This is a genomic window from Pseudomonas sp. F-14 TE3482, assembly GCF_053629455.1.
The window spans coordinates 4,269,887-4,294,144 of record NZ_JBRJII010000001.1; the positions used below are offsets into that span (position 1 = coordinate 4,269,887).

A 24,258-nucleotide genomic window follows, 5' to 3' on the forward strand; every position below is an offset into this window, starting at 1 on the left:
CGCGACTCATTGACCAAGACGACGTTTGGCCCGTAAGCGCAGGGCCAGGTAGGCCATCGAAGCAAGCAGCAGGATCCCGAGGAGCGTGAACAGCATGAGCGCCATTACGTTTTGCGAGAGGTACCACTGCAGATAGCGCAATGGGCCCAAGCTCCCGACGTAGTAATCCTGCTCGGCAACCAGCGATTCGACATGCTTGCCCCTGACCACCACCAGACTGCCTTGCAACTCGCGGGCGTTTTCTTCGCTGCTGAGCAGGGCGTTGGTTACGTCGGCCAAGCCGTTGGGCCTTGCGCTGGCGATAAACACCACACTGCGGCCACTCTTGAGCGGCGATTCGAATCCAGTCAGATAAGCACTGCCGTCGTCAGCGGCGAACCTGAAGCTGCTGCGCGCTTCACGCAGATTGGTTTTCGTATCCGGGCTGATCCAGTTGCGCACACGCAAGGGCAGGTCAGACAGTTCAAAGTACTGCGCAGCCTCTTCGCCCTTGGCCGGCAGCAGGCTTTGCCATTGCGCAAGCAGCGGCTGATTGTTGCCCGAGGCGAGTACCAGCAAATCCCGGTCGCTTTGCTCGGCCACCTGGTCGGCGTGGACCACCTTCACGCCGGTGGCCGGATAACCGGTGGAATCGCCGAAGCGGCCCAGGAGGGTCAGGTAGGCGCTCAGATCGGCCGGGCCTGGCTCGTTGGGCAGGATCACCGATGTTTCAGAGAGGTCGGCCATACGAGTGAACGGGAAGCCACTGTCCTTGAACACCCCAAGGTTGGGCATGGCCATGAAATGTTCGTATTGGCTGAGGTCCAGGGTCGAGTCCGGGTCGATGACACCGCGCATGTTGTCGATGATGATGTCGCGGCATTCGCCCTGTTTGATGTAGTCATACATGAAGCGAAATTGCAGGCGTGATTGCAGCGCTACGGAATTGAGCGGCAACAGCATCCGGGACGTACGGGCCAGACTGTCATCGGTTTTGAGCATCGCCAGCAGACTGTCGCTGTTGCCGAGTTTCTCGATAGAAGGCAGATCGATCGACTTGATGAAGGTGTCGTTGAAGTTGACCAGCAACGAGGAATTGGTGGAGACCGGTTGCGGTGTATAGCGGTATTTCAGGTCAAGTTGCGCACCGGGCTCACGCCAGTTGAACAGGTCGGGTGGCAAGCGCAGCGCAACCGTCATTTGTCCCGGGTTATAACCCGACACATTGAGCTCTGCGGGCGTCGCCAGTTCACCCAGGCGAACCGGCCGATCGGAAGGCAGCCAGTTAGGCGCGTCATACGGTCGGCGTGGCTTGAGCGAGTCGATCCGGTCGATCACTACGCTCTGCCCGGAAAAGGCCGAGCCACCGAGGGCCAGCGCTGTGGCGGCGACCTTGAGATCGGCGCCATCGCGCCCGGAGACGATCAACAGTTTGCCCTGAGCATCATTGGGGTTGCTCACGAGTGTCAATGTCGGCCCCGTGGCCTCTTTGATCGGTAAGCCACTCAAGGCCGTTGATTCGCTGCCGCTGACAAACACCACGGCGTTGCCGTTGGCCGGCAGGCTGGTGAGGCTGGCGGGGAAGGTGGCGCCGCGGTAGCTGGCCAGGGCGCCAAACCAGGACGACAGGATACCGGCGGCCTCAAGCTCAGGGCCGCCCGGGCGCGCGGCGAACACGAAGGGCAACTTCAGGGGCGAGGCGTCTCGACGATCGAACAAGGGCAGCGGCAGGGCGGACAGGTCGTTGGGCTGTTTAATCGAGGACACCTGGAGGCTCAGCTGGCTCTCGTTGCCGATCCGGGCCCATAGGCTGGAGTGCAAAGGGTCTTCACATTGCATCGTGTAGTGACCGATGAACTGCAGGCTGAGCCGGTTGAATTCGGTGATGGTCTGCGGCGGAATCTGCACGGTCCGGGTCTGCAATTTACCGGCCTCTTCCTTCGGCAGGGGCAGGCTGGCGGCCACTTGATCGTTGACCAGCACATTGATTTGCGAAAGGTCGGCCAGCAGCGCCGGTGAGTAGCTGTACTGCAGCGTGACCTGCGCAGCCGTGACGACTTCATCGGCGCGCACATCGAAGTTCACACTGTCGGTAGCCTCCACGCCTTTAAGGGTCATCGAATAGCTTTTGCCCAGCTCCTTGAGGGTGCGGGTATAGCTGTTGCCCGGGGCATCGGTCCCGGGCAACGCTGTAACCGGCATCATCGCCGGTTCTGTGGCGTTGATTTGGGCGGCAGCACTCAATACCCAGCCGCTCCAGCCCACTAGCGAGCAGGTGATCAGCATGAGTGAGCGACGAGGAAGAAAGGTCCGGCGAATGGAAGGCTTCAAGATCGTTGCGTGTCCGCGGTGGAGTCGATGGGTGATGGAGTGTTCGGGCGTTTGCGCAGCAGCGCCTGGCTGTCCTTTAGGGTTGCTACGAACAAGCGCAGGATGGCGCGAAAGCCAATGCTGCTGACCTCGCGCAACGCCGACATGGGCGCGTCGAGGCGGCCGTTACCCCACGTGTTGGCCCAAGTATCGGCCCGTGAAAAGGTCAGTCGCACCAGCTCACTTTGCTGGCGCAGGGTCAAAGCCTCGAATTGCACGCCCGCCACGTTGTCGTTGCTGAAGACTGTTTTGGCGGGAAAGAGGCTTGAGGGCGGTGTGCGCAGAATGCACAGTCGCAGCTTCTCATTGACACTGAGCAGAACCTGCGGTGGCAGTGCCAGACCCACGCCGTTTTGTGAGAAGTCCCGGGTTACGCAATCGAACCAGGTGCCGTCTTCGCGATAGATGCGCACGGGCAGATCCGCGGGCACTCTGGGTTCGTTGCGTACCTGAGAGGATTCAGTGGCTACCGCCACGGCAGTGCTGACGATGACGATGTTGTACACGGTCCAGGCCAGGTTGATCAGCAGGGTAGTGGCCTCGGCCGAATCACTTCCGATCAGTTTCACCACGCCGATCGCCAGACCGATCATGTTCAAGGTCAGCAGGACGATGTAAGGCCGCGCGAGCTTCCAGTTGAAATAGTCCTTATCGAGGGTGCCGCCTTTGTCGGTCACGTTGAACTTGCCCAGCGAAGGGCTGATCAGGGCCAACAGCACCGGTCGCATGATGTACCAGGCCAATACCGACTCATACACTTCGTTCCAGAACGAATGGCGGAAGCGTCCCTGGATGCTGGAGTTGGTCAGGCTGGAATGGAAAATATGCGGCAGTACATAGACCGTGACCATCAATGCCGAGGCATGGAAAATCTGCGCGTCGAAAAACAGGTAGGCCAAGGGGGCGGTCAAGAACACCAGGCGGGGCAGGCTGTAGAAAAAGTGCATCATGGCGTTGAGGTAGCAGATGCGCTGCCCCAGGTTCAGTCCTTTGCCAAACAACGGATTGTCGGTCCGAAAAATCTGCGCCATGCCCCGCGCCCAGCGTATGCGTTGGCTGATGTGTCGGGAAAGACTTTCGGTGGCCAGTCCCGCCGCTTGTGGAACGGCGAGGTAAGCGGTATTGAAACCACGGCGATTGAGCTTGAGTGCCGTGTGCGCATCCTCGGTCACGGTTTCGGTGGCGATGCCGCCGACTTCCAGCAAATGAGTCCGCCGAATGACCGCGCAGGAGCCACAGAAGAAGGCCGCGTTCCACAGGTCGTTGCCGTCCTGCACCAGGCCGTAGAACAGCTCACCTTCATTGGGTACCGAGCGAAAGGTATCGAGGTTTTTTTCGAACGGATCGGGTGAATAGAAAAAGTGCGGCGTTTGCAGCAACGCCAGGTTCGGGTCCTTTAAAAACCAGCCCATGGTGATCTGCAGGAAGGAGCGGGTGGGCACGTGGTCGGCGTCGAATATGGCAATGAACTCGCCATCGGTGACTTTGAGTGCCTCATTGAGGTTGCCGGCCTTGGCATGTTGATTGTTGTCGCGGGTGATGTAGTTGACACCAATCTGCTCACAGAAAACCTTGAATTCCTCGCGGCGTCCGTCATCGAGCATGTGTACCCGCAGTTTGCCCTCGGGCCAGTCAATGGCTTGAGCGGCGAGCACCACCAGTTTGACGATACCCAATGATTCGTTATAGGTAGGAATGAAGACGTCTACCGTTGGCCATTCTGCGGGCGGCTGTTGCAGAAACTGCGGTTTGCGGTGCAGCGGCCAGGCGGTCTGTACATAGCCGAAGACCAGGACGAGCAAGGCATACAGTTCGGCCAGCACCAGCCCGTAGCCAAATACGGCATCCTGCCAATTTTCGAAGTTCAGGGTGTCGGACAGGCGCCAGTACATGTAACGCAACGAAGCGATCAGCGAGAGAGTGATCAGGGTCAGGATCGCCAGACGCCCGGCTTGCTTGCGGATGACCAGGCTGGCGGCAAAACAGACGGCGGCAAACGCTGCCTGGGAATACAGATTCAGCGGCGCAGTGAGGATGCCCAGCACCAACAATGCCGCGATCAGCCCGGCTGAGATCTTCAGGCTTTGGCGCCAACGCACGGGCCATCGACTGACGCGATCCTGGAAAGTATCCAGTAGCCCCTGCAACCGCCACGTCTTTGGAGGTAGCTGATTCAGCTGGGCGGTCATGGCGTGCCCTGCTGGTTGGTAGCATCCGCGAAAAGCAGGGCATGGACCGCGCCTGACAGCGAAAGAATGTCCTGACAGCCAATGCTCAAAGGCGCGTACTGGAGGAGGTCCCGACCATAGGCCAGCGACTCGTTGAACTGGTGATCGAGACGAATCGTCCCGATCAGGTCAGCGCCGAGCCGCCGCACAAACAGCACACCCATGTCCCTGCTGAACGAACGCGAGTCATCCCGTTGGTTGAGCACATACCGGTGCCGTTGCGCGCGTCGTCGGGTGGTTTCCAGCCACTGGGTCATGGTGTCCAGCGCCAGGTAGGAGGCCGCGTCGGCCACCGTCATCACCAGCACCAGATCGGCGGCGTCGAGCGCCTGTTGCGAATAGACGGTCGCACCCGAAGGCGTGTCCAGGATCACGGTATCGTTTTCGCTGAGATTCATTGACGCAAGGTGCTGATTCAACCAGTCAGAGTCTTCAAGCATCAACTGCCTGAGCAAGCGGCGATCGTTCATATCGCCAGTGCCGAAGGGCAGGCACTCACTGTCGCTAAAGCCCGGCAGGCGATGAGCGCCCCAGTTTGCGCCTTGCTCTTTGAGCTGGATCAACCCGGGAACCTGCCTGGTGATACCCAAGTGGCTGGACAGCGCGTTCTGAGGGTCCAGATCAATCGCGATGGTGCGCCCGCCAGGGCGCCGAAGTGTTTTTGCCAGGCCAGCGGCGACGGTGCTTTTACCCACCCCACCGTTCGCCGAAACGATAGCAATGACCTTCGCCTTGGTCCGCTTGCGAGTCGTTTCTGGCAGACCGTCTCGACGAACCTGATTGAGTTCACGCAACAGGTCGCTCAATCGCTGACGGTCACCCGTAGCAGAACTCGCGGGTGGCTCGGTCAGGGGATGGGATTTGGGCGCGCCAATCAATAAAGAAGGCTGTGGCTCGTCCACTAAAAACATAGTGGGCGTTGGCGTTGATGTTGGGGGAGGCAAGGCTATCGACGGTTCAGGCTCAGCCAGTACAGGTGTAATCGGGTCGTCTTTGAAATCTTTATAGTTTGGTTGTATTTCCTGGTAACTCTGCGCATTGGCGCCAAAACGTGTAAAGAGTTTCGTAATATCGTCAACATATTTCATGCGTTGTACCAGGAATGAAATAACTCAGAAACTCAGCATTCCATTAACTTAACAAAGTTTATGTGTCGTCTTGGCGTTGGCAGAGTGCCATTAATCTAGGGTGCCGGCGTCTGGGTGTCAATGATTGTTATAAAAAGTCAGCGAGGTCTGTTAATGTTAATTTGAGTGTTATTAAGATGTTATGTTATTCGTGGGAAGTGTGGAGTGTTAGATTGCGCCTGATAATGACGGTTCGGTGGCTGTGTGATGTGGTGATGGGTAATAGGCGTGTTTTTTCGGGGGTGGCGCTATGGAGTGTTGATCGCCTTCAATGATTTGATGCAGGGTTATGCATTAAATAAGTTGGCTGATGTATTTGAAAGGGGTAGTGACGATTTCAAAAATCTTTATATATCTTGAAAACAAATCCATTCTGCTTCAGGAATAAAAGAAGCTCCTTGGGTTTCAATATGTCGGACGCTAGATGGGAGTTTCGTTTCCCGCTCCAAGCATTAAAAAATGGATCTCTAAAAAGAGGTCCATTTTTTTGTCTAAAGAAAAGTCTTTCTTTGGCTTTTCCCGCCTTTCCATTGGGGCTGCCTTGATCAATGTGGGCCTTGGGCCCTCAGCTTGGCCAAGCCCTGTTTGATGTGTCCGGCGTTTTCACCGATCGTTTGAAGCGCGCTGCGGACGTTGTCGCCAGCCGCGGCATGACCTTGTTTCTCAACCAGTGAGGTCAGCTCCATCAGCGCAGCCTCCAGGGCAAGTTGGTTGAGATGCAGGCGTTCAAGATCATCGGCGAGAGAGTATTCAGGGTAGGGCATCGCTTCGACTCCATTCGAGGGAGTGGAAAGCTTAGCAGCGGGAATGGCTGACAACAAAAAGCCCGCGCATGGCGGGCTCTCTGTATGGGGTCAAATCCTTTTGTCCGTTCAATCTGCGCTCCGTAATGTGAGCACTTCGTGAAAAGCATGTCGCTGGAACGAAAAAAACCGACACTTGGCCGAGCGCTCTGTCGATGGGGCCAAATCCTTTTGGCTGACCGCATTGTGCAGGGTGGGTGTGACGAAGGCATGACAGGGCGGATACGAAAACGCGGGTAAAAGCCCGCAGAAGGCGGGCCTTCGGACGGCAGGACTGGCAGCACGAACACGCATCAATCTCCTCGCGATGGCGTTTCCTCCAGCGCAACGACCTCCAGCATCACGCCCGTGCGCGCCACCACCCGGACCTGCTGGCCCAGGTGCAGGGGCGAGCGACTCTGTACTTGCCATCTTTCGCCCTGCAATTGCACCCAGCCGCTCATCGGCAAACCCGGCAGCAGTCCCGTCACCGTGGCCTGGCTGCCGACCAAGCCCGCATCGCCGCTGACCAAGGCACGGCGTCTGGCCTTGAGCGCCACGCCGACCAGCGTCATCAGCAACAGGGCGCTGATCAGTGCCATGCCGATGATCAGCGTCAACGGAATGCCGAAGCCCGGTACATCGGTGTCCATCAAAATCACTGCGCCCACTACAAAAGCAACCACCCCGCCGAAGCCGATTACACCGAAACTCGGTAGAAACGCCTCGGCGATCATGAAGGCGATCCCTAGCAGGATCAGTCCGACCCCGGCGTAATTCACGGGCAACAGTTGTAGGGCATACAGCCCCAGCAACAGGCAGATGCCACCGAGCACCCCACCAACGCCCGACCCTGGGTTCATGAATTCGAAGATCAAGCCATAGACCCCGAACATGATCAGCAGCAACGCTACGCTGGGGTTAGTGATCACCGCCAGCAGTTGTGTGCGCCAATCAGGCGCATGGTCGATGAGTGCAGCCCCGGCGGTGTTCAGCTTCAACATTTGACCAGAGACATTCAGGCTCTTGCCGTCCAGTTGCTTGAGCAGGTCTGCCACGTCATTGGCCACATAATCGACCACCTTGAGTTTTAGCGCTTCGTGGGCCGACAGGCTAAGCGATTCACGTACCGCTTGTTCGGCCCAGTCGGCATTGCGTCCACGTAGTTGCGCAAGGCCACGGATGTAAGCCGCCGCATCGTTGATCTGTTTTCGAGTCAAGGCATCTTGCGGCTCACGCGCAGAATCCTTGTCGGTGGTGGGTGGGCCCGGCGATTCGGGCGCGGTCCCGGGCAGGCCGCCGATCTGCACCGGTGTAGCAGCGCCCAGATTGGTGCCGGGAGTCATCGCGGCAATGTGGCTGGCATACAAAATATAGGTGCCGGCGCTGGCCGCACGTGCGCCACTGGGGGCGACGAAACTTGCCACTGGCAAGGGGCTGGCCAGAATCGCCTTAATAATCAAGCGCATCGAGGTGTCCAGCCCGCCGGGGGTGTCGAGGCTGATGACCACCAACTGCGCGCCCTCGGTCACCGCACGCGCCAAGCCGCGCTCCACGTAGTCGGCACTGGCCGGACCGATAGCATCGTTGACGGTCAGTACCACGACACTGCCTGCCGCCATCGTCGAACCCGTCGGTAACCCGATCAGTATGATTAGCAAGAGCAGGCGGCACCACCAGTGACTGTTCACGGGACCTCCAGTTGCGGGTATGACAGCCTACAACCCTCACTCAAAGCGTAGTTGAGTCAGTCATGGGTGATGCAGGCGCGGAGGTTAGTCCATTGCCTATGGAGATAGGGACGATTCTGAACATTTCGAACGACATGCCCTGTCGTCATTGGTTGGCAGGTCAATCAGAGTGATCAGGTTGCTAGTGAACCGTCAGAATCCCGGGTCATATCGGTGATCCGGCCCATTGGCGCATCAGTTTGGCGTTGAGTCGCGTATCAGGCCTGACCGTGTTGTCGGGCCTGAGCTTACGGTTGCCTGACAATATCGACCGAGATCTCCACCGCCGCAATCGTGCCTCTGTTCTCAAGCCAGTGTGTGGTGTTCCTATCCTCGGGCCAGCCCACTCCCGACCCATAGTCCGTGGCGACTCCATTTCGATGGTCAGTGATCGTTCCTTGCAGTATGTAGACGGTGCCTGGTCTGTCCTTATGGTTGTGAATCGGCCCGAAGACGCCTCCAGGCTCGATGGTCACCATACGCATTCTAAGTTGGCGCCCTGCCATGCCCTCGATCTCAGGGCCGAGGTCTACCGTTGCAAGTAACTTCACCGCAACACCTTTGGTCTCAGGTGCCTCCTGTTCGTTGCTCATCGTGCTCTCCTCTCTGCCTGACTAGAAGTACACATCCCAAAAGGTGTAATCGGTCGCCTTTGACGTTGGCCAGGTTCGCGGTTGGTTGTTCGCCTTGGCCGAGGAGGTTGCCTGCCGGGCCATGGACGAAGCTTTCCGGGGTGGCGCCACGGACGTTGATCAGGCGGTCGAGCGGATCGTAGTGATAGCTGGGTTGCCTTTGCGGCTGTCGTCGATACCGGCAAGGTTGCCGTTGGCGTCGTAAGTATAGCGGCGCTGGGGGCTAATACCTTGAAGGCTCAAAGCGATCCCAGCTTGAGCGGGTACTCAATAACCACATAAACCCGATCGATGTCATCGCCGGCCTGAGCGTTATTTGCTCGATGCGTCACATGGGACAGCTGCACGGACAAGTCCTTGGCCGGGCCTGACTGCACGATGTAGCGCAGGTCTATATCGCGTTCCCAATGCCGACCGCCATCCCCTTGTTGAGGTTGGTAATCGCCAGTGCGCGGGTCGAACGGGTTATAAGCGCCGCCCTTGGGTGCCTGGGTACCGTCGATGCCACGCCCGGTCACGTAGCGGGCCATGAATTTCAAGCCGGGCAGGCCGAAAGTGCCGAGGTCGAAGTCGTAGCGCACCTGCCAGGAGCGTTCATGGGGGCCGTTGAAATCAGCGTACTTGATCGAGTTGGCCAGGTAGATGGAATCACCACCGACGAAGTCGAAGGGTGTGTCGCCGTTGATTTTTTGATAGGCGAGGGTGAAGGCTTGGGCTCCGGTGGTGTATTTGCCCGACAGGCTGTAGGCGCTGTTATCGATCGCTCCTGCCACGGCCTCGCCATAGTCCTGAGTGTGGTAAAGATTGCCGTCGAGGAAAAAACCGGACTGTTTCAGGTGCAGGTTGGCGTAGTACTGACGCCAGGTGTCGCTCAGTTGCGACGCATAAAAGGCACCGCCCACTGGGCGATCTTCGAACAGGCTGGCCCCGATAAAATCGATGCCGCCCGTACCGGTGCTCACACCGTAGCCGGAAAAGTCGCCCTTGCTGGTGGACGCATCCAGATTCTTGAAAGCAGTGAAGTGACCGGCCACCAGATGCACATCATCGATTTCACGGCTGTCGATCAACAAGCCCGTGGCGTATTCCGGTTGCAGGCGTTTGTCGGCCGTGTCGAAGACCGGCGTTTCCACAGTCATTTCACCGAACGCCAGGAGGGTGCGAGAGACTCGCAACTTCAGGGCTCCACCACCACTGGAGTAGTTGTCTTCGCTGCGTCCGTCATGATCCACAGGCAACAATCCCGTTCCGGAATGCCCCTTGCCGCCGTCCAGTTTCAAGCCGAGAAATCCATGGGCGTCGATACCCACTCCAATCATGCCAGGGGTGAACCCGGATTCGAACGAGGTGATGAAACCCTGAGCCCATTCCTGTTTGTAACTCTTGTCTGTCGGCGAGGGCGATCGATAGTCATTGTTGAGGTAAAAGTTTCGGCTGAGCACCTCAAGCGTCGACCCTGCCAGCAAACCTTGTGCGGTGTGTGCGGACTCAGCGGCTATCGCGGTTCCGGCTGTACTGGTGAGCAACATGCCCAACCATAAGGGCGCCCAAGGTCCGGTCGCATTGAGATTTTTGGATGCATATATCTGCACTGCACACGGACCTTTATATGCAGGGCGGGAGTGGGAACTCCCGCGGTGAAGTCGGATTATGTCCAGGGGGGATCACTGGATCAGCGGAACATTTTTCGGTCGCTGGTAAGGACCGTATTCGACGGGCACCCAGGCGAAGGCTTTTTCGCGACCGCTGATATGCCCGATACCAGGGAAGGGCAAGTGAGCACCAGCAACCCAGGTACGGTCATGAGCGACCTGTTTGAACAGTTTTTCACGCGTCACGACGGCCTGTTTACCCTGGACATCGAAGCCGATGCTCACTTCTGGATGCTGGAACTGCACGGCGAAGCTGTGGACCAGGTCACCCATGAACAGAATGCTCTGGCCGTTGGAGCTGAACGTGTAACCACTGCTGCCGGGTGTATGGCCGGGCAGGCTGACCGCGGTCACGCCGGGCACCAGCGACTGCTCGGGGGTGAAGGTTTTGAACCGGTGGACGGCGACATAGGGGGCCACCGATTTACGGGCGACCTCGAAGAAGCCACGGGCGTCTTTTGGGGCCTTGTCCAGGTTTTCCTGGCTGAGCCAGTAATCGGCCTCCGGTTTCGCTGCATACACGGTGGCGTTGGCGAACACCGGCTCGTCCTTGGTATTGATCAGGCCGCAGACATGATCGACATGCATATGGGTGAGCAACACGGTATCCACTTGCTCAGGTTGGTAACCGGCAGCGCGGATGTTGTCGGGCAGCCAGCCCGCGGTTCCGCCGAAACAAGCACCGGCACCGGCATCCACCAGCACCAGGTTTTTACCGGTGTTGATCAGGAATGCGTTGAACGCGGTCGGCATGCCGGGGGTAAAAATGAACTTGCGTTCAAGCATGGCACGAATGTCTTTCTGCGAAAGGCCTTTGAGCAGCGTCGGCCCGAGGTCGCTGTAGCCATCGAACAACGCGGTAACTTCGTACTCACCCACCGCCAGGCGCTGATAGCCGGGGGCCTGGGTTTGCAGTAGCGGCGGTGGCGCCGCCTGGGCTTGATTGCCTGCAAGCGTGAGACCCAGGGCCATCAGTGAGCCCTTGAAGCAGGAGGGGAGGTGTTTGAGAAGACTCATGGCTTGCGTCCTGGTTGCAATGAGAAAGGCGTGAAAAAGCGGCTACGCCTGTGCGCAGCCGCTGTCATTGCTCAATGGCCTTCAGAGGCCTGGAACATGGTTTTGGCGTAGATCAGCCCCAGGCCGTAGGCGCCGCCATTGGCGATCGAAGTCTTGACGGTTTCCTCGTAGGTTTCGCTGCGAGCCCAGTCACGTTGCAGCTCCAGCAGATATTGCAGTGCTGTCATTGGGCGGGCGCCGATTTGGATCATGCGTTGCACGGCCATTTCATGGGCTTCAATGGAGACATCGCCACAGGCATCGGCGATGAAGTACACCTCAAAGCCTTGATCGATAGCTGACAGCGCCGGGCCGACGATGCACACGGAGGTCCACAGACCGGCGAGGACGATTTTCTGTTTTCCGAAGGCGTTGACTTCTACGGCGATGCGTTCGTCTTCCCAGGTGTTCATGCTGGTGCGGTCGATCACTTTGTGGTCCGGAAACACTGACTTGATCTCGTCGAAGATCGGGCCGGAAAAGCTTTTTTCGGCAACGGTGGTGAGGATGGTCGACACTTCGAAGCCCCGGGCGGCCTTGGCTACCAGCGCGGCGTTGTTACGCAGGGTCACAGCATCAATCGACTTGGTCGCGAAGGACATTTGCGACTGATGGTCGATCATGATCAAGGTATGGTCAGTTGGGGTAAGAAGGGTTTTGCCTGGAGCTGCTTTTGCGAGGGCCATGATATTTTTCCTTAAGTATTGGCGAGGGGTATTTGGGTTGCTCGACGACAAGTGCCGTTGAGCTGATGAAAAAGTCATCGGGCCTTTCGTGGGGAAATGGTCACACAATCCACAAGGCCGAGATTGAACAGGTGTGCTGTGGTTTGGGATGTTTGTGCGATAGCGCGTGGTTTTCTCGATAAGACAGCGGAACGCTTATCGGGTGACGGCAGCGATGGGCGTCACTTGACGACTGCAGATGAGGGGAAATGATTCATGCTCAGTGATGTGGGCCTGTAGCGGCCTGAATTGTGGTGCTGTCGAATGGTTACGGCACAGATGAGGGCGCGAGCACTGGCCGTGTTTATCCTGATGACTCTAGTGCCGGGGTTGAAGCGCCATCTCGACAGCAGTCAACAACGCATCGCCGCTGAAGGGTTTGCGCAGACATTCACTGGCGCCGTAGCGGCTGGATTCAGTCAGTGTCGCTTCATCCCAGTATGCCGACATGCATATCACCGGAAACTAGGCTGACCAGGCTGACCAGGCTGACCAGGCTGACCAGCGAACGCGTCTGCATCTTCTCCATGATGTGTTTGCGGTGGACCTTGGCGGTGACTTCACTGGTGCCTAGCCGGTTGGCGATGTGCTTGTTGGACAGCCCTGCGACAATCAGCGGCAGTACTTCGCGCTCACGGGGTGTCAACAGGACGGCTCTTTGACGGGCGCTCTGAATGTGTTGCCATTGCTCGAACGCCGTCGCTGCACGCTGACGGGTGGTGTGCAGGATGTCCAGCAACCTGGTCGTCATTAAACGGTTTGGTCAGGAATTCCACCGCTCCCGCTTTCATGGCTTGCACCGACATTGGGATGGTGCCGAAACCGGTCATGAAAATGACCGGCCACGGATGCCCGCGTTGTCCGAGCGTCGATTGCAGTTCCAGCCCTGTCGCCTCAGGCAGGCTTATGTCCAGCAACAGGCAAGCGGGGCCGATGTTGAGATCAGCGTCAAGTAACTCCTATCTCGGCGCTCACCCCTTCAGAATTTCCTGCCGGTGACGACAAACTCCGCACATTCCTTTGGGTCGTGAGTTGTTCATGAAGAAGATTGCTGTCCTGATGTTTGCCGTTCTTTTCCTTGCCGGATGTGCCAACCAGAAATTCAAGCCCGAATACCGTACCCAGATCCACACGGTAAAGATTCTCCCGGTTGCATGGAAGCCCAAGGAAATGAGTTACATGGGACGTGAACAGGCATGGGGCGCTGCATTGGGCGCAGGTGTCGGTGCTGGCGTAGGGATGGCAGCTGGTGCATCGAACCTGACCAAGGCTGCTTTGGGAGGGGCTGGATTTGCCGCAGGTCTGAAGGCAGGTGACCTGGCTTCGATGTCGACGGTTGATGCGATTTTGTACAACATGGAAACAGCGGATATCAATCTGGGCGAGTTGGTCAAAAAGAGTTTCGAGGAGCAATTGACCGCCACCGGCCGTTTCAAGATCGTGGGTGAAAACGAACCGGCCGATGCGCAGATCGAATTGACCGTCCTGAACTGGGGTTTCGCACTGACTCAAGGCTTCAGCAGTGTGGTCTATCCGACGATTGCCGTGAGTGCTGTCATGAAACGCGGCGAGGAACTAATCTGGCAGCGCAATGAACCGATCACCGCATTCAACGGCGCCAATACCTATGGCTATACGCCGTTGCGCTATCGCACTGAACCGGAGTTGCTGCGTACTGCGTTGACGGGCGTTTCGCAAATCGTAGATAGCTATCTGGTCAAAAACTTGAACGAGTGATCGCCGGTCTGATTGCATCCATGTTCAAGTGTTTTATCGCCTGACGGATAATCGGCAGCTTTAATCGCGTGGAGATAGGGAAGAACCAGTCCGCTCTGAGACACGGATAGCCGTTGCAGGTCAGCCAGTGTCATCGGGATATCCTTGTGTCATGCGTTCGTTGTTGCGTGTGGAGCCTGAGTAGTTCATGAGGTAAAGGCCTACTCGACTGAGCGCGCATACAGGCTATCAATGCATCACAGTATCGTCAGCTTCGGCCGAATGCTGCCGCTCACAATCTTTAGTGCATCGATGCGGGCGGCTAGCATCTACTCTGGACTGTCAGACAGTACTTCCTGTGTAACCCTGTGGAGCATTGCAATGTTCAAAAACCGGAGTGGTCAGGTCGCATTGGTCAGTGGAGCTGGCAGCGAACATGGGATTGGTCTCGCCATCGCGCGACGGCTTGGGGACTCGGGCGCAAAGCTGATCATCACCGGCAGCAGTGCCCGTATCCATGATCGCGTCGCGCAACTGACCGCGGCAGGTTACGAGGTGCAAGGACGCGTTGCAGATCTCACTCAGCCGGCTCAGGTCGTCGAACTGGTGACTTGGGCGGAATCGCTATGGGGGCGAATCGATGTACTCGTGAACAACGCCGGTATGGCGATTCAGGGTGAAGCCGAAACGTTTTCTGAAGTGGCCAATATGAGCGTCGATATGTGGAACACTTCGATTGCCCGTAATCTGACCACTGTATTTTTGCTGACCCGCGCTGTGTTGCCGGGGATGCAGAATCGTCGTTACGGACGCATCGTCCATATCAGTTCTACGACCGGCACCCGCGTCAGCAACCCTGGCGAGGCCGCGTATGCGGCGGCGAAAGCGGGGATTGTGGGGATGAACATGAGCTTGGCGCTGGAAGTCGCACCATACGGCATCACCGTGAACTCTGTTGCCCCTGGGTGGATCGCGACGCAGTCCAGCACAGCTGAGGAAATGACCGCAGCGCAGTATGTTCCCGTCGGGCGTGCCGGTAGACCAGAGGAGGTCGCTGCGGCGGTAGCTTTTCTTGCTTCTCCAGAGTCCAGCTACATTACGGGCGAGCTTCTCGTGGTCGACGGGGGCAACTGCCTCTCTGAGAACAAAAGCCCCCGTTGAGGGCAGGGGAGCTTAAGTCTGCAGTTTGAGGAAGCGATATTTGAATACCGGCGCCGCCAAGTAAAGAGATGTGAAAGGCTAGTGTGCTTTGATTTTTTTTTATCTCTACGCGGTTTGCGCAGAGTATCCGGCGAGGTTAGAGCGATATGCCTCCGGTTGTTTGTCCACCAGGTCTTGAAACGCACGGTGTCGCACAATCAGTCCGACGCGGTGGCAACAAGTGTTCCGCTTACCAGCAGGCCAGATGTCTCTCGATCAACCTCGCCACTTCGGCTGCGTGAGTAAAGCCCAGATTGTGATCGGCACCAGGGAAAACGTGTAGTTCAGCACGAGGTAACAGTTGAGCAAGGCGCTGGCCGACGCGAACGGGGCTGATCGGATCAGAATCTCCCCAGAGGAGCAGGACTGGCATGCGCAACTCGATCAACCGGAGCGTGAGGTCGGTGCGGTCGTCGAGAAACCAACTCGGCAGTGTCGGGTTGGTGGCAGCAAAATCCGGGCGCCAGTCTTGCGCGCCCAGAGCAGACATATCCACCCCGCCAGAGGTGACGGTCAGCGTCAGGTGCGTGATCAGCTCAGGGCGTTCAAGCGCTGCAAGCACAGCGACTATGCCGCCCATGGACTGTGCCACCAGCGCTGTGGGCCGATCGATCTCGGCCAGCACGCGAGCCACCATATCATGCATGCCTGTCACGCTAGGCAACGGCGGAGTGTCTCCAAAGCCGGGCCAGCCGATGTGGATCTGCTGCGCCGGGTGGGCCAAGCGCTCAGCAACCGGATGCCAAAACCGGGTGTTACCAGAGGCTCCGGGCAGGAAGAGGAGTTTGGCGGGGGATGCGATCACAGGTTCGGTCCTTGAAGGTGGGATTGAAAGAGTCAGCAGGAGGAAAAAATGGATGCCACGAGGTTCGATGATCACTTTGGAACGAGAGCCGCCGGTAGTGAAGGGCAACTCGTGGCCCAAAGCAGACATCATGTGTCTAGCAAATCTGGAGCAATTCACTGATGTGAAAATCAAATCCGGCCATGGGCTTCCGGGCGTTCAAACTGGCTATTCGCCAGCTCCTTACGCAGCGGTAAACGAGCGGCGGCGATCATGAGCTTGATCCAGTCTGAGCGGCTGAATGGTCATGATCTGAAGGATGTTCTCACGCGCCTGCCGACGCAGCGGGCGAATGAGGTTACCGACCTACTGCCGCACAGGTGGATGCCCATCTAACGGTGTAACCTCTGACGGGGCACCGTATCAAGATTTGCCTAGTCGCCCAAATTAACGGCATTACCGTTAATCCGGACATAATAATTATCGAATTCACCGCTTTCGACGAACACAAAGCCATGGCGAGTGTAAAAACGATTTGAAGCGCTTTCCTTGAGAGCACCAACCTTGATGGGACGCCCGATCTCATCAGCCTCTCTGAAAATCTGAGTAAGAACTTCAGAACCGATTCCTGCTCCTTGAGCACTGGGTATCACATACAAGTGGTCAAGCAGAAGCTCGCTCTGATGGTCTTTGATAACGACAAAACCGACCAGATCACCTGATACTTCTATGCGGCGTGTGCTGTTAGCGTCGAACCCACCAAGAAATCGTTCGCGCGCACGATCTGGGTTAAATCGTCCAAGCCGTTCAAGGCTCTCGCGCATGGCCTCAATCCTGATGGCTACCAGATCTTCCAGGTCGTTATTGGAAGCTGCGCATAAAACGACAGCGGAGTTTTGATCAGCGGAGGCTGGCATAACAAGCACCCTAAACATGGCCGGTCAGTCATTATAGAAAACAGAATCCGCATAACCACTACTGCTTCGGTTCAATGGAGGCGATGGCTCCATATCAGCTTCAGGGGATGTGTTCGCCGGAGCGCTTACTGCGTATTTAAGGGGCGTGTTCACGCGACTGCCGATGCGGCGGCCGAGCGAGATTATCGAGTAGCTGCCGCGTAGACGGGCGCCCGTTTAACCACGCAAGGTCTGTTGGGCGGACGCTTACTGTCCAGGGCCAGGCCAGAAGGTTTTAGAAAATGCGTAAGGGGGGCTTGAAACTGGAAGCAGGCTGCAGCTTCCGTTTTCTAGATGCTGACAGTTCAGTTTGAAGAGTTGTTCAGCTGCTGAAGCTCAAGTTGCTTGGCAGCACTGGCTTCGAGGTTTGCACGCTCTTCATCCAGATACCGATAAATGCTTTGGAGGTTGGCGATTTTCTGTTTGATCTCTGCCATCTTCTTTTCAATCAGCTTAGCGCCGTCAGCACAATCGATCAGCTTGTTCCGCTGCGCATCCAGAATCTCGCCTATTTCCCCCAGGGAAAACCCCATGCTTTGCGCGCGCTGGATAAAGTCCAGATCCTGCAGAGTTTGCGTTGTGTAAACGCGATATTTGTTAGTTTGCCGCAGCGGTGAGATCAGGCCGATTTGCTCGTAGTAACGCAGCGTATGGCGGCTGGCGCCGCTGCGGGCCTCGAGTTCGCCGATTTTCATGAAAACACCGCTTGACTATAGAGTTGGGTCGATAGTTTACGCTTGATTTCTCACCTTAAACAAGGAGCAGGGAAATGAGCGTGGAGTGCTTTGTCACGGGGGGTACCGGCTTCGTCGGTCAACATTTGGTGGCGTACTTGAGTGCAAAAGGTCACACCATTCGGGTGTTGATGCGTCGCCCAGAGCGACTAGCTGCACTGCGGGAGCAAGTCGATAATTTGGGAGGGTGCGCAACCCGGGTATTTGCCGTAGCTGGCGATCTGGAACGGGACAACCTCGGGCTGAGTCTTGCTGACCGAGAAGTGCTAAGGCACGCCAGAGTCATATTCCACCTGGGCGCCCACTTCGCATGGGGGCTTTCAGTGGAGCATTCTCGTGCAGTGAATGTGGAAGGGGCAAAGCGCGTGGCGCTGTTGGCGGCTGAGCAAAAAAGCCGTTTAGTGATGATCGGCGGCTACATGCTGAAAAATCATGAACATCTGCAACGCATCGGAATTGATCCTCGTCATCCGGAGTTGACGAATTGGCCTGCCGTCTACCGACATGTCGGTGGTTACGAGGGAAGCAAGCTGGAGGCGCATTTTGCGACCCTGGAGGTCATGTCCGCCAAGGGCGGGGAGATTACCGTCGTCCACCCTGCGACGGTCTGTGGCCACAGCCGCACGGGGCATATCCTTGACGGTCAGCCGCTGGTGGAGCTGATACGCAACCTTGTGCAGGGAAAGCTGACTGCAGTGCCCGGTACCGCCGAGCACTGGCTGCCACTGGTCACCGTGGATTACCTGGTTGAGCTGGTGGCAGTTTGTGCTTTTGATCCTGCCATGGTGGGCCAGGAACTGCTGGCGCTTGATGACCAAACTCCAAACTTGCGAGAACTCCTGGTACAGGTGGCACAACCTTTGGGCTTAAAGTCTCCCAAGCATCACATTTCACTCCGATTGCTGAAGTTGCTACTGAGTATTCCTCCCGTCGCGTGGTTTTTGAATACAAAACCCGAAGCCTTGGACTTTATCCAGACCACTCGTTTTGATACAGCGGCGGTCGAGCAATTTGCCAACAGTCATGGAATAGCCAAACCGGATATACGTCAGTCTTTGCAGCACACTGCAGCGTTCGTCAACTCATATTGCATAGCCAAGGGCCAGGCCCTCTGACTTCTCCCTTGGCGGCGACAAGAAGGCGAATAGCATCCTACTGGGCGATCCAGCTTATGCCACAATAAATACTGGGGTTGGTGGGATCTTCGTCTCCTCAAACTTTGCGCCGTCGATATAGGGCGGCATTCTATCGAACGACAATTCAGCGACAGGGATCGTCATCAATGCAATCTACTTTCAGCAAAGGCGTCATATTTGCACTCTCCGCTGCGGCACTGAATGCAACGATCGGTGTACTCAGCAAAATACTCATGAGTAATGGTTTCACCGCTAGCAGTGTCGCTGTCATCAAGACCGTACTGGGTTGCGCGCTGCTCTCGATCTTATTGTTTTTCCTCAAGCGCCCGGCGGCGTCGACCAAATGGACTCAGGCGGCTATCTGCGCATTCCTTGGCATCTTTGTGCTGTTCCATTTCGAAACGTCCGCCTATCGACACTACGCTGCGGCAGGTGTGGTGGTGGTGCTGATGGCCAGTGCCTCAATTTCCTCGATCATTCTGGGGCGCATTTTCCTCAAGGATGCCATCACCGCGAACGCTACCGTTGGTGCCGCACTGGCTATCGCTGGGATCTCGGTGATCTTCGGCGGCGACCTGCAGCAGGGCTTTACCCTGCAAGGTGCTGCGCTCGCCTCCATGGCCGGCTCCGGCTATGGGGCCTTTTCGGTTGCCATGAAGCGTATGGGGGTGTCTGGGGGGCTGCACTTCACCCGACAATTGTTGTTCTTTGGCAGCCTGTACTTGCTGATGCCGGCTGCGGCCGATGGTTTCGCGATGGGCGAGCTGTCGCCGCTGGCGATCGCCGCACTGCTGGCGCTGGCCACGCTGCCGACAATCCTGGGCTTCTTCTGCACCACCAAGGCCATCGAGTATCTCAAGCCATCCCAAGTGCAAGCGCTGGAGCTGACCGAGCCACTGTTCGCCGCGCTGCTGGCGTTTGTGGCGCTCAACGAAGTACCGCGCGAAAGCCTGTACGCGGGAGCGGCACTGATCATCGTCGGTCTGTGTTTCTCCAATGAACTAATCCGCTTGGGCAGCAAAGCATCCGTCCCTTCGACCGAGTGAGCTATTTTCCACCACCGGCGGCTATGGGATGAAAGTCACCTCTGACGACTCGACGACGTTCCAATAGGCCATTGGTCTCACCAGGGGCTGTTGACGTTTCGCTGCGAACCGCCGCGATCAGGGAAATGCGACCGCCGCCGCGAGATACAGCAGTAACGCCAGCAGCAACACCACGGTGAAGCCCAGGTGGATCGCCAGCAGGGTCGCCAGCACGGCCGCCACCACCGATACGCTGGCGTTGACGCCCCAGGCGATCGGCACCAGTGCTTCGGCGCGCGCGGAGATGCGCGCGAGTCCGAGTGGAAACGGCATGCCCATGGCGAACGCCAGCGGCGCTACCAGCGCGGCGCAGATGCCGAACCTGGCGAGGGTCCGCACCGGCGCCAGCAGCTGGAACAACGGGGGCAGGGCGATCAGGTAGAGCAGGGCGATCACGCAGATCGCCAGGACTGGCCGCACGAGCGGATGACGGGGCCCCACACCCGTTCCAATGTCCCCCCGCCGGCGGCCGGAGTAACGGCTGCCGAGGCCAGCGAAGATCAGGAACGCGCTGAGCGTTACCGCCACCGAATACAACGGGTGGCTGAGGAAAAGGGTGAACTTCTGGATGAAGGCGATTTCCACGAACATGAAGGCGAAGCCAATGGCGGCGAAGTAGGACACGACCCTAAGTTCGAACCTGGCCAAAGCCGCATTCTGAGAGCGCCGCCGCGCCACCCATAGCGGCGCCAGGATCAGCAGCACGGCGGCCACGCTGGACTGCAGCAGCGTGGCGATCAGCACCGGATAGCCCCACTCCAGCATTGACAGGCCGCCCTGTTCCTTCAGCGCCAGCAGTTCCTGCAGCGAGCGCCACTTGAAGAAATGGAAGAAATACGGCCGGTCATCCATGGTCGGACGCACGTCGAACTTGTAGCGTGCCAGGAACTCCGCGCGCTCGCCGGACAGCAGGGCCTGCGCCGCTTCGAAGAACCAGGGCCGGTCGAGCAGGTTGTAGCGGTTCGCCTCGGCCACGGTCATCCCGGGGTAGTAGGCCAGGTCGAAGGAGCGCGCTCGGCAGAACTCCCTCAGCACGGCGATGCCAGCGTCGTCGAAATCCCTGTTGCTGACCAGCAGCGTCGCGGTCTTCCAGCCGCGGATCATGACGATGCGGCGCGCCGCGCTGGCCTGCCCGTCGCGCTCGATGGCTGCGGCCGCGGTGGCCAGCAGCCTGGGAACATCGCGGGGCGGCAGGGTGACCCAGCGGGTGATGGCCAACAGGCCACCGGGCGCGAGATGGCGCAGGTACTCGGCGAAGGCGTCCACCGTGTACAGGTAGTTCTCGGACAGCGCATGCAGGCCGCCCGAGGCGGTGCCGAAGGAGTCCAGCAGGGCGATCTGGATCAGCTCGTAGGGTTCGCTGCGCGAAGCAACCAGGCCGCGCGCCTCGCCGATCAGCACACGGACGTTGGGTGCGCTGTACGGCTTGCCGGAGAAGTCGGCGAAGCGGCGCTGGACCAGATCGATCACCTGCGGGTTCAGTTCGATGGCATCCACCGCGCTGGCGCCGTGGTAGATCGCCTGCAGCACATCGGCACCGGCGCCGCTGCCCAGCACCAGCACGCGGGGTTGCCGCAGCAGGTGATAGGGCAGAGCCGAGGTCAGGTAGTCCAAGTAGGCGAGCGGTTCGCGGCGCCCGTCATAGCGGTTCAGCACGGAAAGGCCGTCGCCGTCGGTGAAGATGGCCAGTTGCGCGGGCGGTTCTTGCGTCGCGTTGAGACTCAGACCCGGCGCGTGGTGCAGGGGAATGGTCGGGCTGTCGACGACCGTGAGCAGGCCCAGCGGACTCCAGGTCTGGGCGATTGCGTACGCATCCTTGATACGCAGCGTCTGGCTCAGTTCCTTGTACTCGGAGGGCGACAGGGCGATCCAGCGCTCGGGCACGCCGGCAGGCACCGCGACTGCCGCCGCCAGCAGCAACGGCGCGAGCCAGTGCCTATGCCTCGTGCAAGCCATGGCGGCCAGCGCCCCGGCGGCGATGCCGGTGCCGCCCAGCAGCCGCAGCGCATCGACGGGCGTCAAGGCGAACAGCGCGGCGACGATTGCCAGGCTGCCCACGCCGGCGCCGAGAATATCGAAGGCGTAGATCCGATGAATCTGTTCTTGAAAGCAGGTGAAGGTCAGGCAGATGCACACCGCCGCGCAGAAGAACGGCACGAACAGCAGCAGGTAGATCATCAGCAGGCGCGCCGACTGCCGCGCGTCCCAGAGGATCTCGAGGGGATTGAACGGAACCTGCTGGGCCAGGCTGAAGCAGGCGATGGCGCTCAGCCCGAACAGCACCGCGCCGCTGATGAACACGCCGTGGAAGCGCGGCGCCAGGACAGGCCGCGCCAGCGCCACGGCGGTGCCGGCGGCGCCGTAGCCGAGCAGCGCGACGCTGATCATCATGTAGGCGAAATGGTGCCACTGGATGATCGAAAGCAGCCGCAGCAGCAGCACCTCATAGCCGAGCGCGGAGGCCGACAGCAGCGCCAGGGCGAGCAGCGGCGGCGAATGCATGCTCAATCGCCTCCGGCCAGAGGCACGAAGCGCACAGGCAGCACCTGCCGGGTGGACACGCTGCCATCGCCGGCCTTCTCGATCAGCAGCAGGTACTGGATCATGAACGGCGCGCCGACCGGGATTACCATCCGTCCGCCGGCCTTGAGTTGGGCGATCAGTGGCGGCGGCACATGGCTGGCGGCGGCAGTGACGAGGATGGCGTCATAAGGTCCGTGCTCGGGCCAGCCGTGGTATCCATCACCCAGCCGGGTCTGCACGTTCGCATATCCCAGCCGGCCCAGGCGCTCACCGGCCTGCACTGCCAGCGGCTCGATGATCTCCATCGTGTAGACCGCCTGCGCCAGCTCGGCGAGGATCGCCGCCTGGTAGCCCGAGCCAGTGCCGATCTCGAGTACCACGTCGCCGGGCCCGACCTGCGTCAGGTCGGTCATCAGGGCGACGATGTAAGGCTGGGAGATGGTCTGGCCGTAGCCGATCGGCAGCGGGCGATTCTCGTAGGCGTAGGGCACCTCGTCGGGCGGGACGAACTTATGTCTTGGCACCTTGGCCATCGCGGCCATCACCGGCGCGGCAAACTCGACCCTGCCGGTTTCGTCGCGGGTGACGGACGACATGCTGGTGATCTCCCGCACCATGGCGTCGCGCAACGGCGCGAACGGATCGTCGGCATGCAGGCCGGCGGATGCCAGCGCCAGAGCGATGGCAGGCGCCAGGATGCGCGTCAGGAGCATCACCGGCTTCACAATGACTCCTCCGCCTGAGGAATAGTCGAATCGTATGGCCGGCGGGCTGGCTCGGCAAGCCCGGGGGCGCTGATACAAAATTGAATGCGATTTGTCAGCTAGTGGCCGATTTTGTTGAAAAAGTCGGTCCTTCGAGACTGCCCGCATACTGACTGCTGAAAAAAGCCTTTTTGCGCGCAGCTACGCGAAATCTGAGCCCGAAACTCTCTCAAGCGTGTACTTTCCTGACGTGGAAACCAGGGCCGACTTTTTCAACAGAGTCGGCCGTTTTCTGCCTGTCGTGAGCTGCTGAAAACGGCCAGAAGCGGACGCTTAGCGTACAGAAAACAAGCTCATCCCCTTTAGCTGCAGTCCCCTTTAGCTGAAAGCACCTAGTGCTTGACTTAGAGCGCGCTCTAACCAATAGCCTTCTTGTTGCACCGCCAAAACGTCCAGGTACGTTGCGCGGCTTAAACTAGGAGATAGGTCATGGCATTAAAAAAACTTAGCTTTGTAACCGGGCTCGTGCTTTCAGCATTCGCAATTCCGGTGTCGGCAACTGAACCGGATAGTCGACGAGTGAAAGGGATAGAGACCTTGGAAAGAATCACTGGGGCCGCTGGTAACACCGTGGTCAACTCGCTTAGCGATATCTCGCCCGAGCTAGGTGATTGGATAGTCGATTTCGCCTATGGTGATGTGTTTTCCAGGCCTGTTATCGCTCTGTGCACACGCGAGCTGGCAACCATCTCGGCCCTCACCGCATTGGGGAACGCGCAACCTCAACTCACGGTGCATATAGAGGGGGCGCTGAATGTTGGTTGCAAACCTGAGGAAATCGTTGAAATCATCATCCAGATGGCAGTGTATGCGGGCTTTCCAAGCGCGTTAAATGGCATCAGCGCAGCGCGGGAAGTGTTTGCCAAACGAGGCATCAAAATTGTTGCCGCAGTTCCCGAGTGAACGGGACCACTGAATTACCTAACACTGATGGCTAAGGATTGCGCTTATGAACACCTACCAGACGATTGACCAGGTCGCCAAGCGCACCGGCCTCACGGCCTATACCCTGCGCTACTACGAACGCATCGGCCTGTAGGCACCTGTCGCCCGTGCGGCCGGCGGACAACGGCTTTATG

At 58.4% G+C, this 24,258-nt stretch carries 23 protein-coding genes and 2 pseudogenes; 7 read left to right on the forward strand and 18 right to left on the reverse strand.

Annotation, left to right across the window (positions count from 1 at the left end):
• Positions 1–6: 6 nt before the first annotated feature.
• From bcsB to AB7M26_RS19335, 13 genes and pseudogenes are all read right to left on the reverse strand, one after another.
• Positions 7–2,265 carry a cellulose biosynthesis cyclic di-GMP-binding regulatory protein BcsB gene (gene bcsB / locus AB7M26_RS19275; RefSeq protein ID WP_123494955.1) on the reverse strand — a complete coding sequence of 753 codons (2,259 nt, stop codon included), beginning with the start codon at positions 2,263–2,265 and terminating at the stop codon, positions 7–9.
• A gap of 41 nt (positions 2,266–2,306) precedes the next feature.
• Positions 2,307–4,538 (reverse strand): UDP-forming cellulose synthase catalytic subunit, encoded by a 2,232-nt coding sequence (gene bcsA / locus AB7M26_RS19280; protein WP_123494953.1) that lies wholly within the window; start codon positions 4,536–4,538, stop codon positions 2,307–2,309.
• Positions 4,535–5,665, reverse strand: a complete 1,131-nt coding sequence (gene bcsQ, locus AB7M26_RS19285) for a cellulose biosynthesis protein BcsQ (protein ID WP_429385769.1) — start codon at positions 5,663–5,665, stop codon at positions 4,535–4,537. The genes bcsA and bcsQ overlap by 4 nt, the downstream gene beginning before the upstream one ends.
• Positions 5,666–6,249: 584 nt before the next feature.
• On the reverse strand, positions 6,250–6,468 hold the full coding sequence (locus tag AB7M26_RS19290) for a hypothetical protein (protein ID WP_123494950.1): 219 nt from the start codon (positions 6,466–6,468) through the stop codon (positions 6,250–6,252).
• 332 nt (positions 6,469–6,800) lie between these two features.
• Entirely contained in the window at positions 6,801–8,177 is a 1,377-nt protein-coding gene (locus tag AB7M26_RS19295; RefSeq protein WP_123494949.1) for an NfeD family protein, read from the reverse strand.
• 287 nt (positions 8,178–8,464) lie between these two features.
• The gene (locus AB7M26_RS19300) at positions 8,465–8,809 is read right to left on the reverse strand and encodes a cupin domain-containing protein (protein WP_123494948.1); all 345 of its coding nucleotides are present in this window, start codon (positions 8,807–8,809) and stop codon (positions 8,465–8,467) included.
• 34 nt (positions 8,810–8,843) lie between these two features.
• Positions 8,844–9,067, reverse strand: a pseudogene (locus AB7M26_RS19305) (RHS repeat-associated core domain-containing protein); the annotation flags it as partial.
• Positions 9,068–9,087: 20 nt separating this feature from the next.
• On the reverse strand, positions 9,088–10,377 hold the full coding sequence (locus AB7M26_RS19310; protein ID WP_123494947.1) for an OprD family porin: 1,290 nt from the start codon (positions 10,375–10,377) through the stop codon (positions 9,088–9,090).
• 135 nt (positions 10,378–10,512) lie between these two features.
• Complete coding sequence (locus AB7M26_RS19315; protein WP_123494945.1) at positions 10,513–11,517, reverse strand: MBL fold metallo-hydrolase; 1,005 nt, start codon at positions 11,515–11,517, stop codon at positions 10,513–10,515.
• A gap of 71 nt (positions 11,518–11,588) precedes the next feature.
• Positions 11,589–12,242: a hydrolase gene (locus AB7M26_RS19320; RefSeq protein WP_008075462.1), complete on the reverse strand. Its 654-nt coding sequence runs from the start codon at positions 12,240–12,242 to the stop codon at positions 11,589–11,591.
• A gap of 357 nt (positions 12,243–12,599) precedes the next feature.
• On the reverse strand, positions 12,600–12,731 hold the full coding sequence (locus AB7M26_RS19325; protein WP_259698672.1) for a response regulator: 132 nt from the start codon (positions 12,729–12,731) through the stop codon (positions 12,600–12,602).
• Positions 12,712–13,032 (reverse strand): response regulator transcription factor, encoded by a 321-nt coding sequence (locus AB7M26_RS19330; RefSeq protein WP_429385773.1) that lies wholly within the window; start codon positions 13,030–13,032, stop codon positions 12,712–12,714. The genes AB7M26_RS19325 and AB7M26_RS19330 overlap by 20 nt, the downstream gene beginning before the upstream one ends.
• Positions 12,914–13,198 carry a response regulator transcription factor gene (locus AB7M26_RS19335; protein WP_259698670.1) on the reverse strand — a complete coding sequence of 95 codons (285 nt, stop codon included), beginning with the start codon at positions 13,196–13,198 and terminating at the stop codon, positions 12,914–12,916. Before AB7M26_RS19335 ends, AB7M26_RS19330 begins: the two co-directional genes overlap by 119 nt.
• A 121-nt stretch (positions 13,199–13,319) precedes the next feature.
• Here AB7M26_RS19335 and AB7M26_RS19340 point away from each other — a divergent pair, with 121 nt between their 5' ends.
• Together AB7M26_RS19340 and AB7M26_RS19345 are read left to right on the forward strand one after the other, a co-directional pair.
• Positions 13,320–14,018, forward strand: coding sequence for a hypothetical protein (locus AB7M26_RS19340; protein WP_008075467.1), 699 nt, complete (start codon positions 13,320–13,322; stop codon positions 14,016–14,018).
• Between the two features lie 360 nt (positions 14,019–14,378).
• Positions 14,379–15,158, forward strand: a complete 780-nt coding sequence (locus tag AB7M26_RS19345; protein WP_123494944.1) for an SDR family NAD(P)-dependent oxidoreductase — start codon at positions 14,379–14,381, stop codon at positions 15,156–15,158.
• Between the two features lie 229 nt (positions 15,159–15,387).
• Here the strand turns inward: AB7M26_RS19345 and AB7M26_RS19350 are convergent, their stop codons facing one another.
• Entirely contained in the window at positions 15,388–16,002 is a 615-nt protein-coding gene (locus tag AB7M26_RS19350; protein WP_123494943.1) for an alpha/beta fold hydrolase, read from the reverse strand.
• 165 nt (positions 16,003–16,167) lie between these two features.
• Here AB7M26_RS19350 and AB7M26_RS19355 point away from each other — a divergent pair.
• Positions 16,168–16,377: pseudogene (locus tag AB7M26_RS19355) on the forward strand (IS66 family transposase); the annotation flags it as partial.
• Positions 16,378–16,415: 38 nt separating this feature from the next.
• Here AB7M26_RS19355 and AB7M26_RS19360 read toward each other — a convergent pair.
• Together AB7M26_RS19360 and AB7M26_RS19365 are read right to left on the reverse strand one after the other, a co-directional pair.
• Complete coding sequence (locus tag AB7M26_RS19360) at positions 16,416–16,898, reverse strand: GNAT family N-acetyltransferase (RefSeq protein ID WP_032830703.1); 483 nt, start codon at positions 16,896–16,898, stop codon at positions 16,416–16,418.
• A gap of 344 nt (positions 16,899–17,242) precedes the next feature.
• The gene (locus AB7M26_RS19365) at positions 17,243–17,632 is read right to left on the reverse strand and encodes a MerR family transcriptional regulator (RefSeq protein ID WP_123494942.1); all 390 of its coding nucleotides are present in this window, start codon (positions 17,630–17,632) and stop codon (positions 17,243–17,245) included.
• Positions 17,633–17,706: 74 nt separating this feature from the next.
• Here AB7M26_RS19365 and AB7M26_RS19370 point away from each other — a divergent pair, with 74 nt between their 5' ends.
• Together AB7M26_RS19370 and AB7M26_RS19375 are read left to right on the forward strand one after the other, a co-directional pair.
• A complete protein-coding gene (locus AB7M26_RS19370; protein WP_429385776.1) occupies positions 17,707–18,786 on the forward strand; it encodes an SDR family oxidoreductase in 1,080 nt (359 codons plus the stop codon).
• 167 nt (positions 18,787–18,953) lie between these two features.
• Complete coding sequence (locus AB7M26_RS19375) at positions 18,954–19,853, forward strand: DMT family transporter (RefSeq protein WP_123494940.1); 900 nt, start codon at positions 18,954–18,956, stop codon at positions 19,851–19,853.
• A gap of 117 nt (positions 19,854–19,970) precedes the next feature.
• Here AB7M26_RS19375 and AB7M26_RS19380 read toward each other — a convergent pair whose 3' ends face one another.
• Both AB7M26_RS19380 and AB7M26_RS19385 read right to left on the reverse strand, forming a co-directional pair.
• Positions 19,971–22,394, reverse strand: a complete 2,424-nt coding sequence (locus AB7M26_RS19380; RefSeq protein ID WP_429385778.1) for a spermidine synthase — start codon at positions 22,392–22,394, stop codon at positions 19,971–19,973.
• A 2-nt stretch (positions 22,395–22,396) separates the two neighbouring features.
• A complete protein-coding gene (locus AB7M26_RS19385) occupies positions 22,397–23,140 on the reverse strand; it encodes a protein-L-isoaspartate(D-aspartate) O-methyltransferase (RefSeq protein ID WP_429385780.1) in 744 nt (247 codons plus the stop codon).
• 468 nt (positions 23,141–23,608) lie between these two features.
• Between AB7M26_RS19385 and AB7M26_RS19390 the strand changes: the two genes are divergently transcribed.
• Entirely contained in the window at positions 23,609–24,082 is a 474-nt protein-coding gene (locus tag AB7M26_RS19390) for a carboxymuconolactone decarboxylase family protein (RefSeq protein ID WP_123494938.1), read from the forward strand.
• Between the two features lie 46 nt (positions 24,083–24,128).
• Positions 24,129–24,218 carry a MerR family DNA-binding transcriptional regulator gene (locus AB7M26_RS19395; RefSeq protein ID WP_429385782.1) on the forward strand — a complete coding sequence of 30 codons (90 nt, stop codon included), beginning with the start codon at positions 24,129–24,131 and terminating at the stop codon, positions 24,216–24,218.
• Positions 24,219–24,258: the final 40 nt, after the last annotated feature.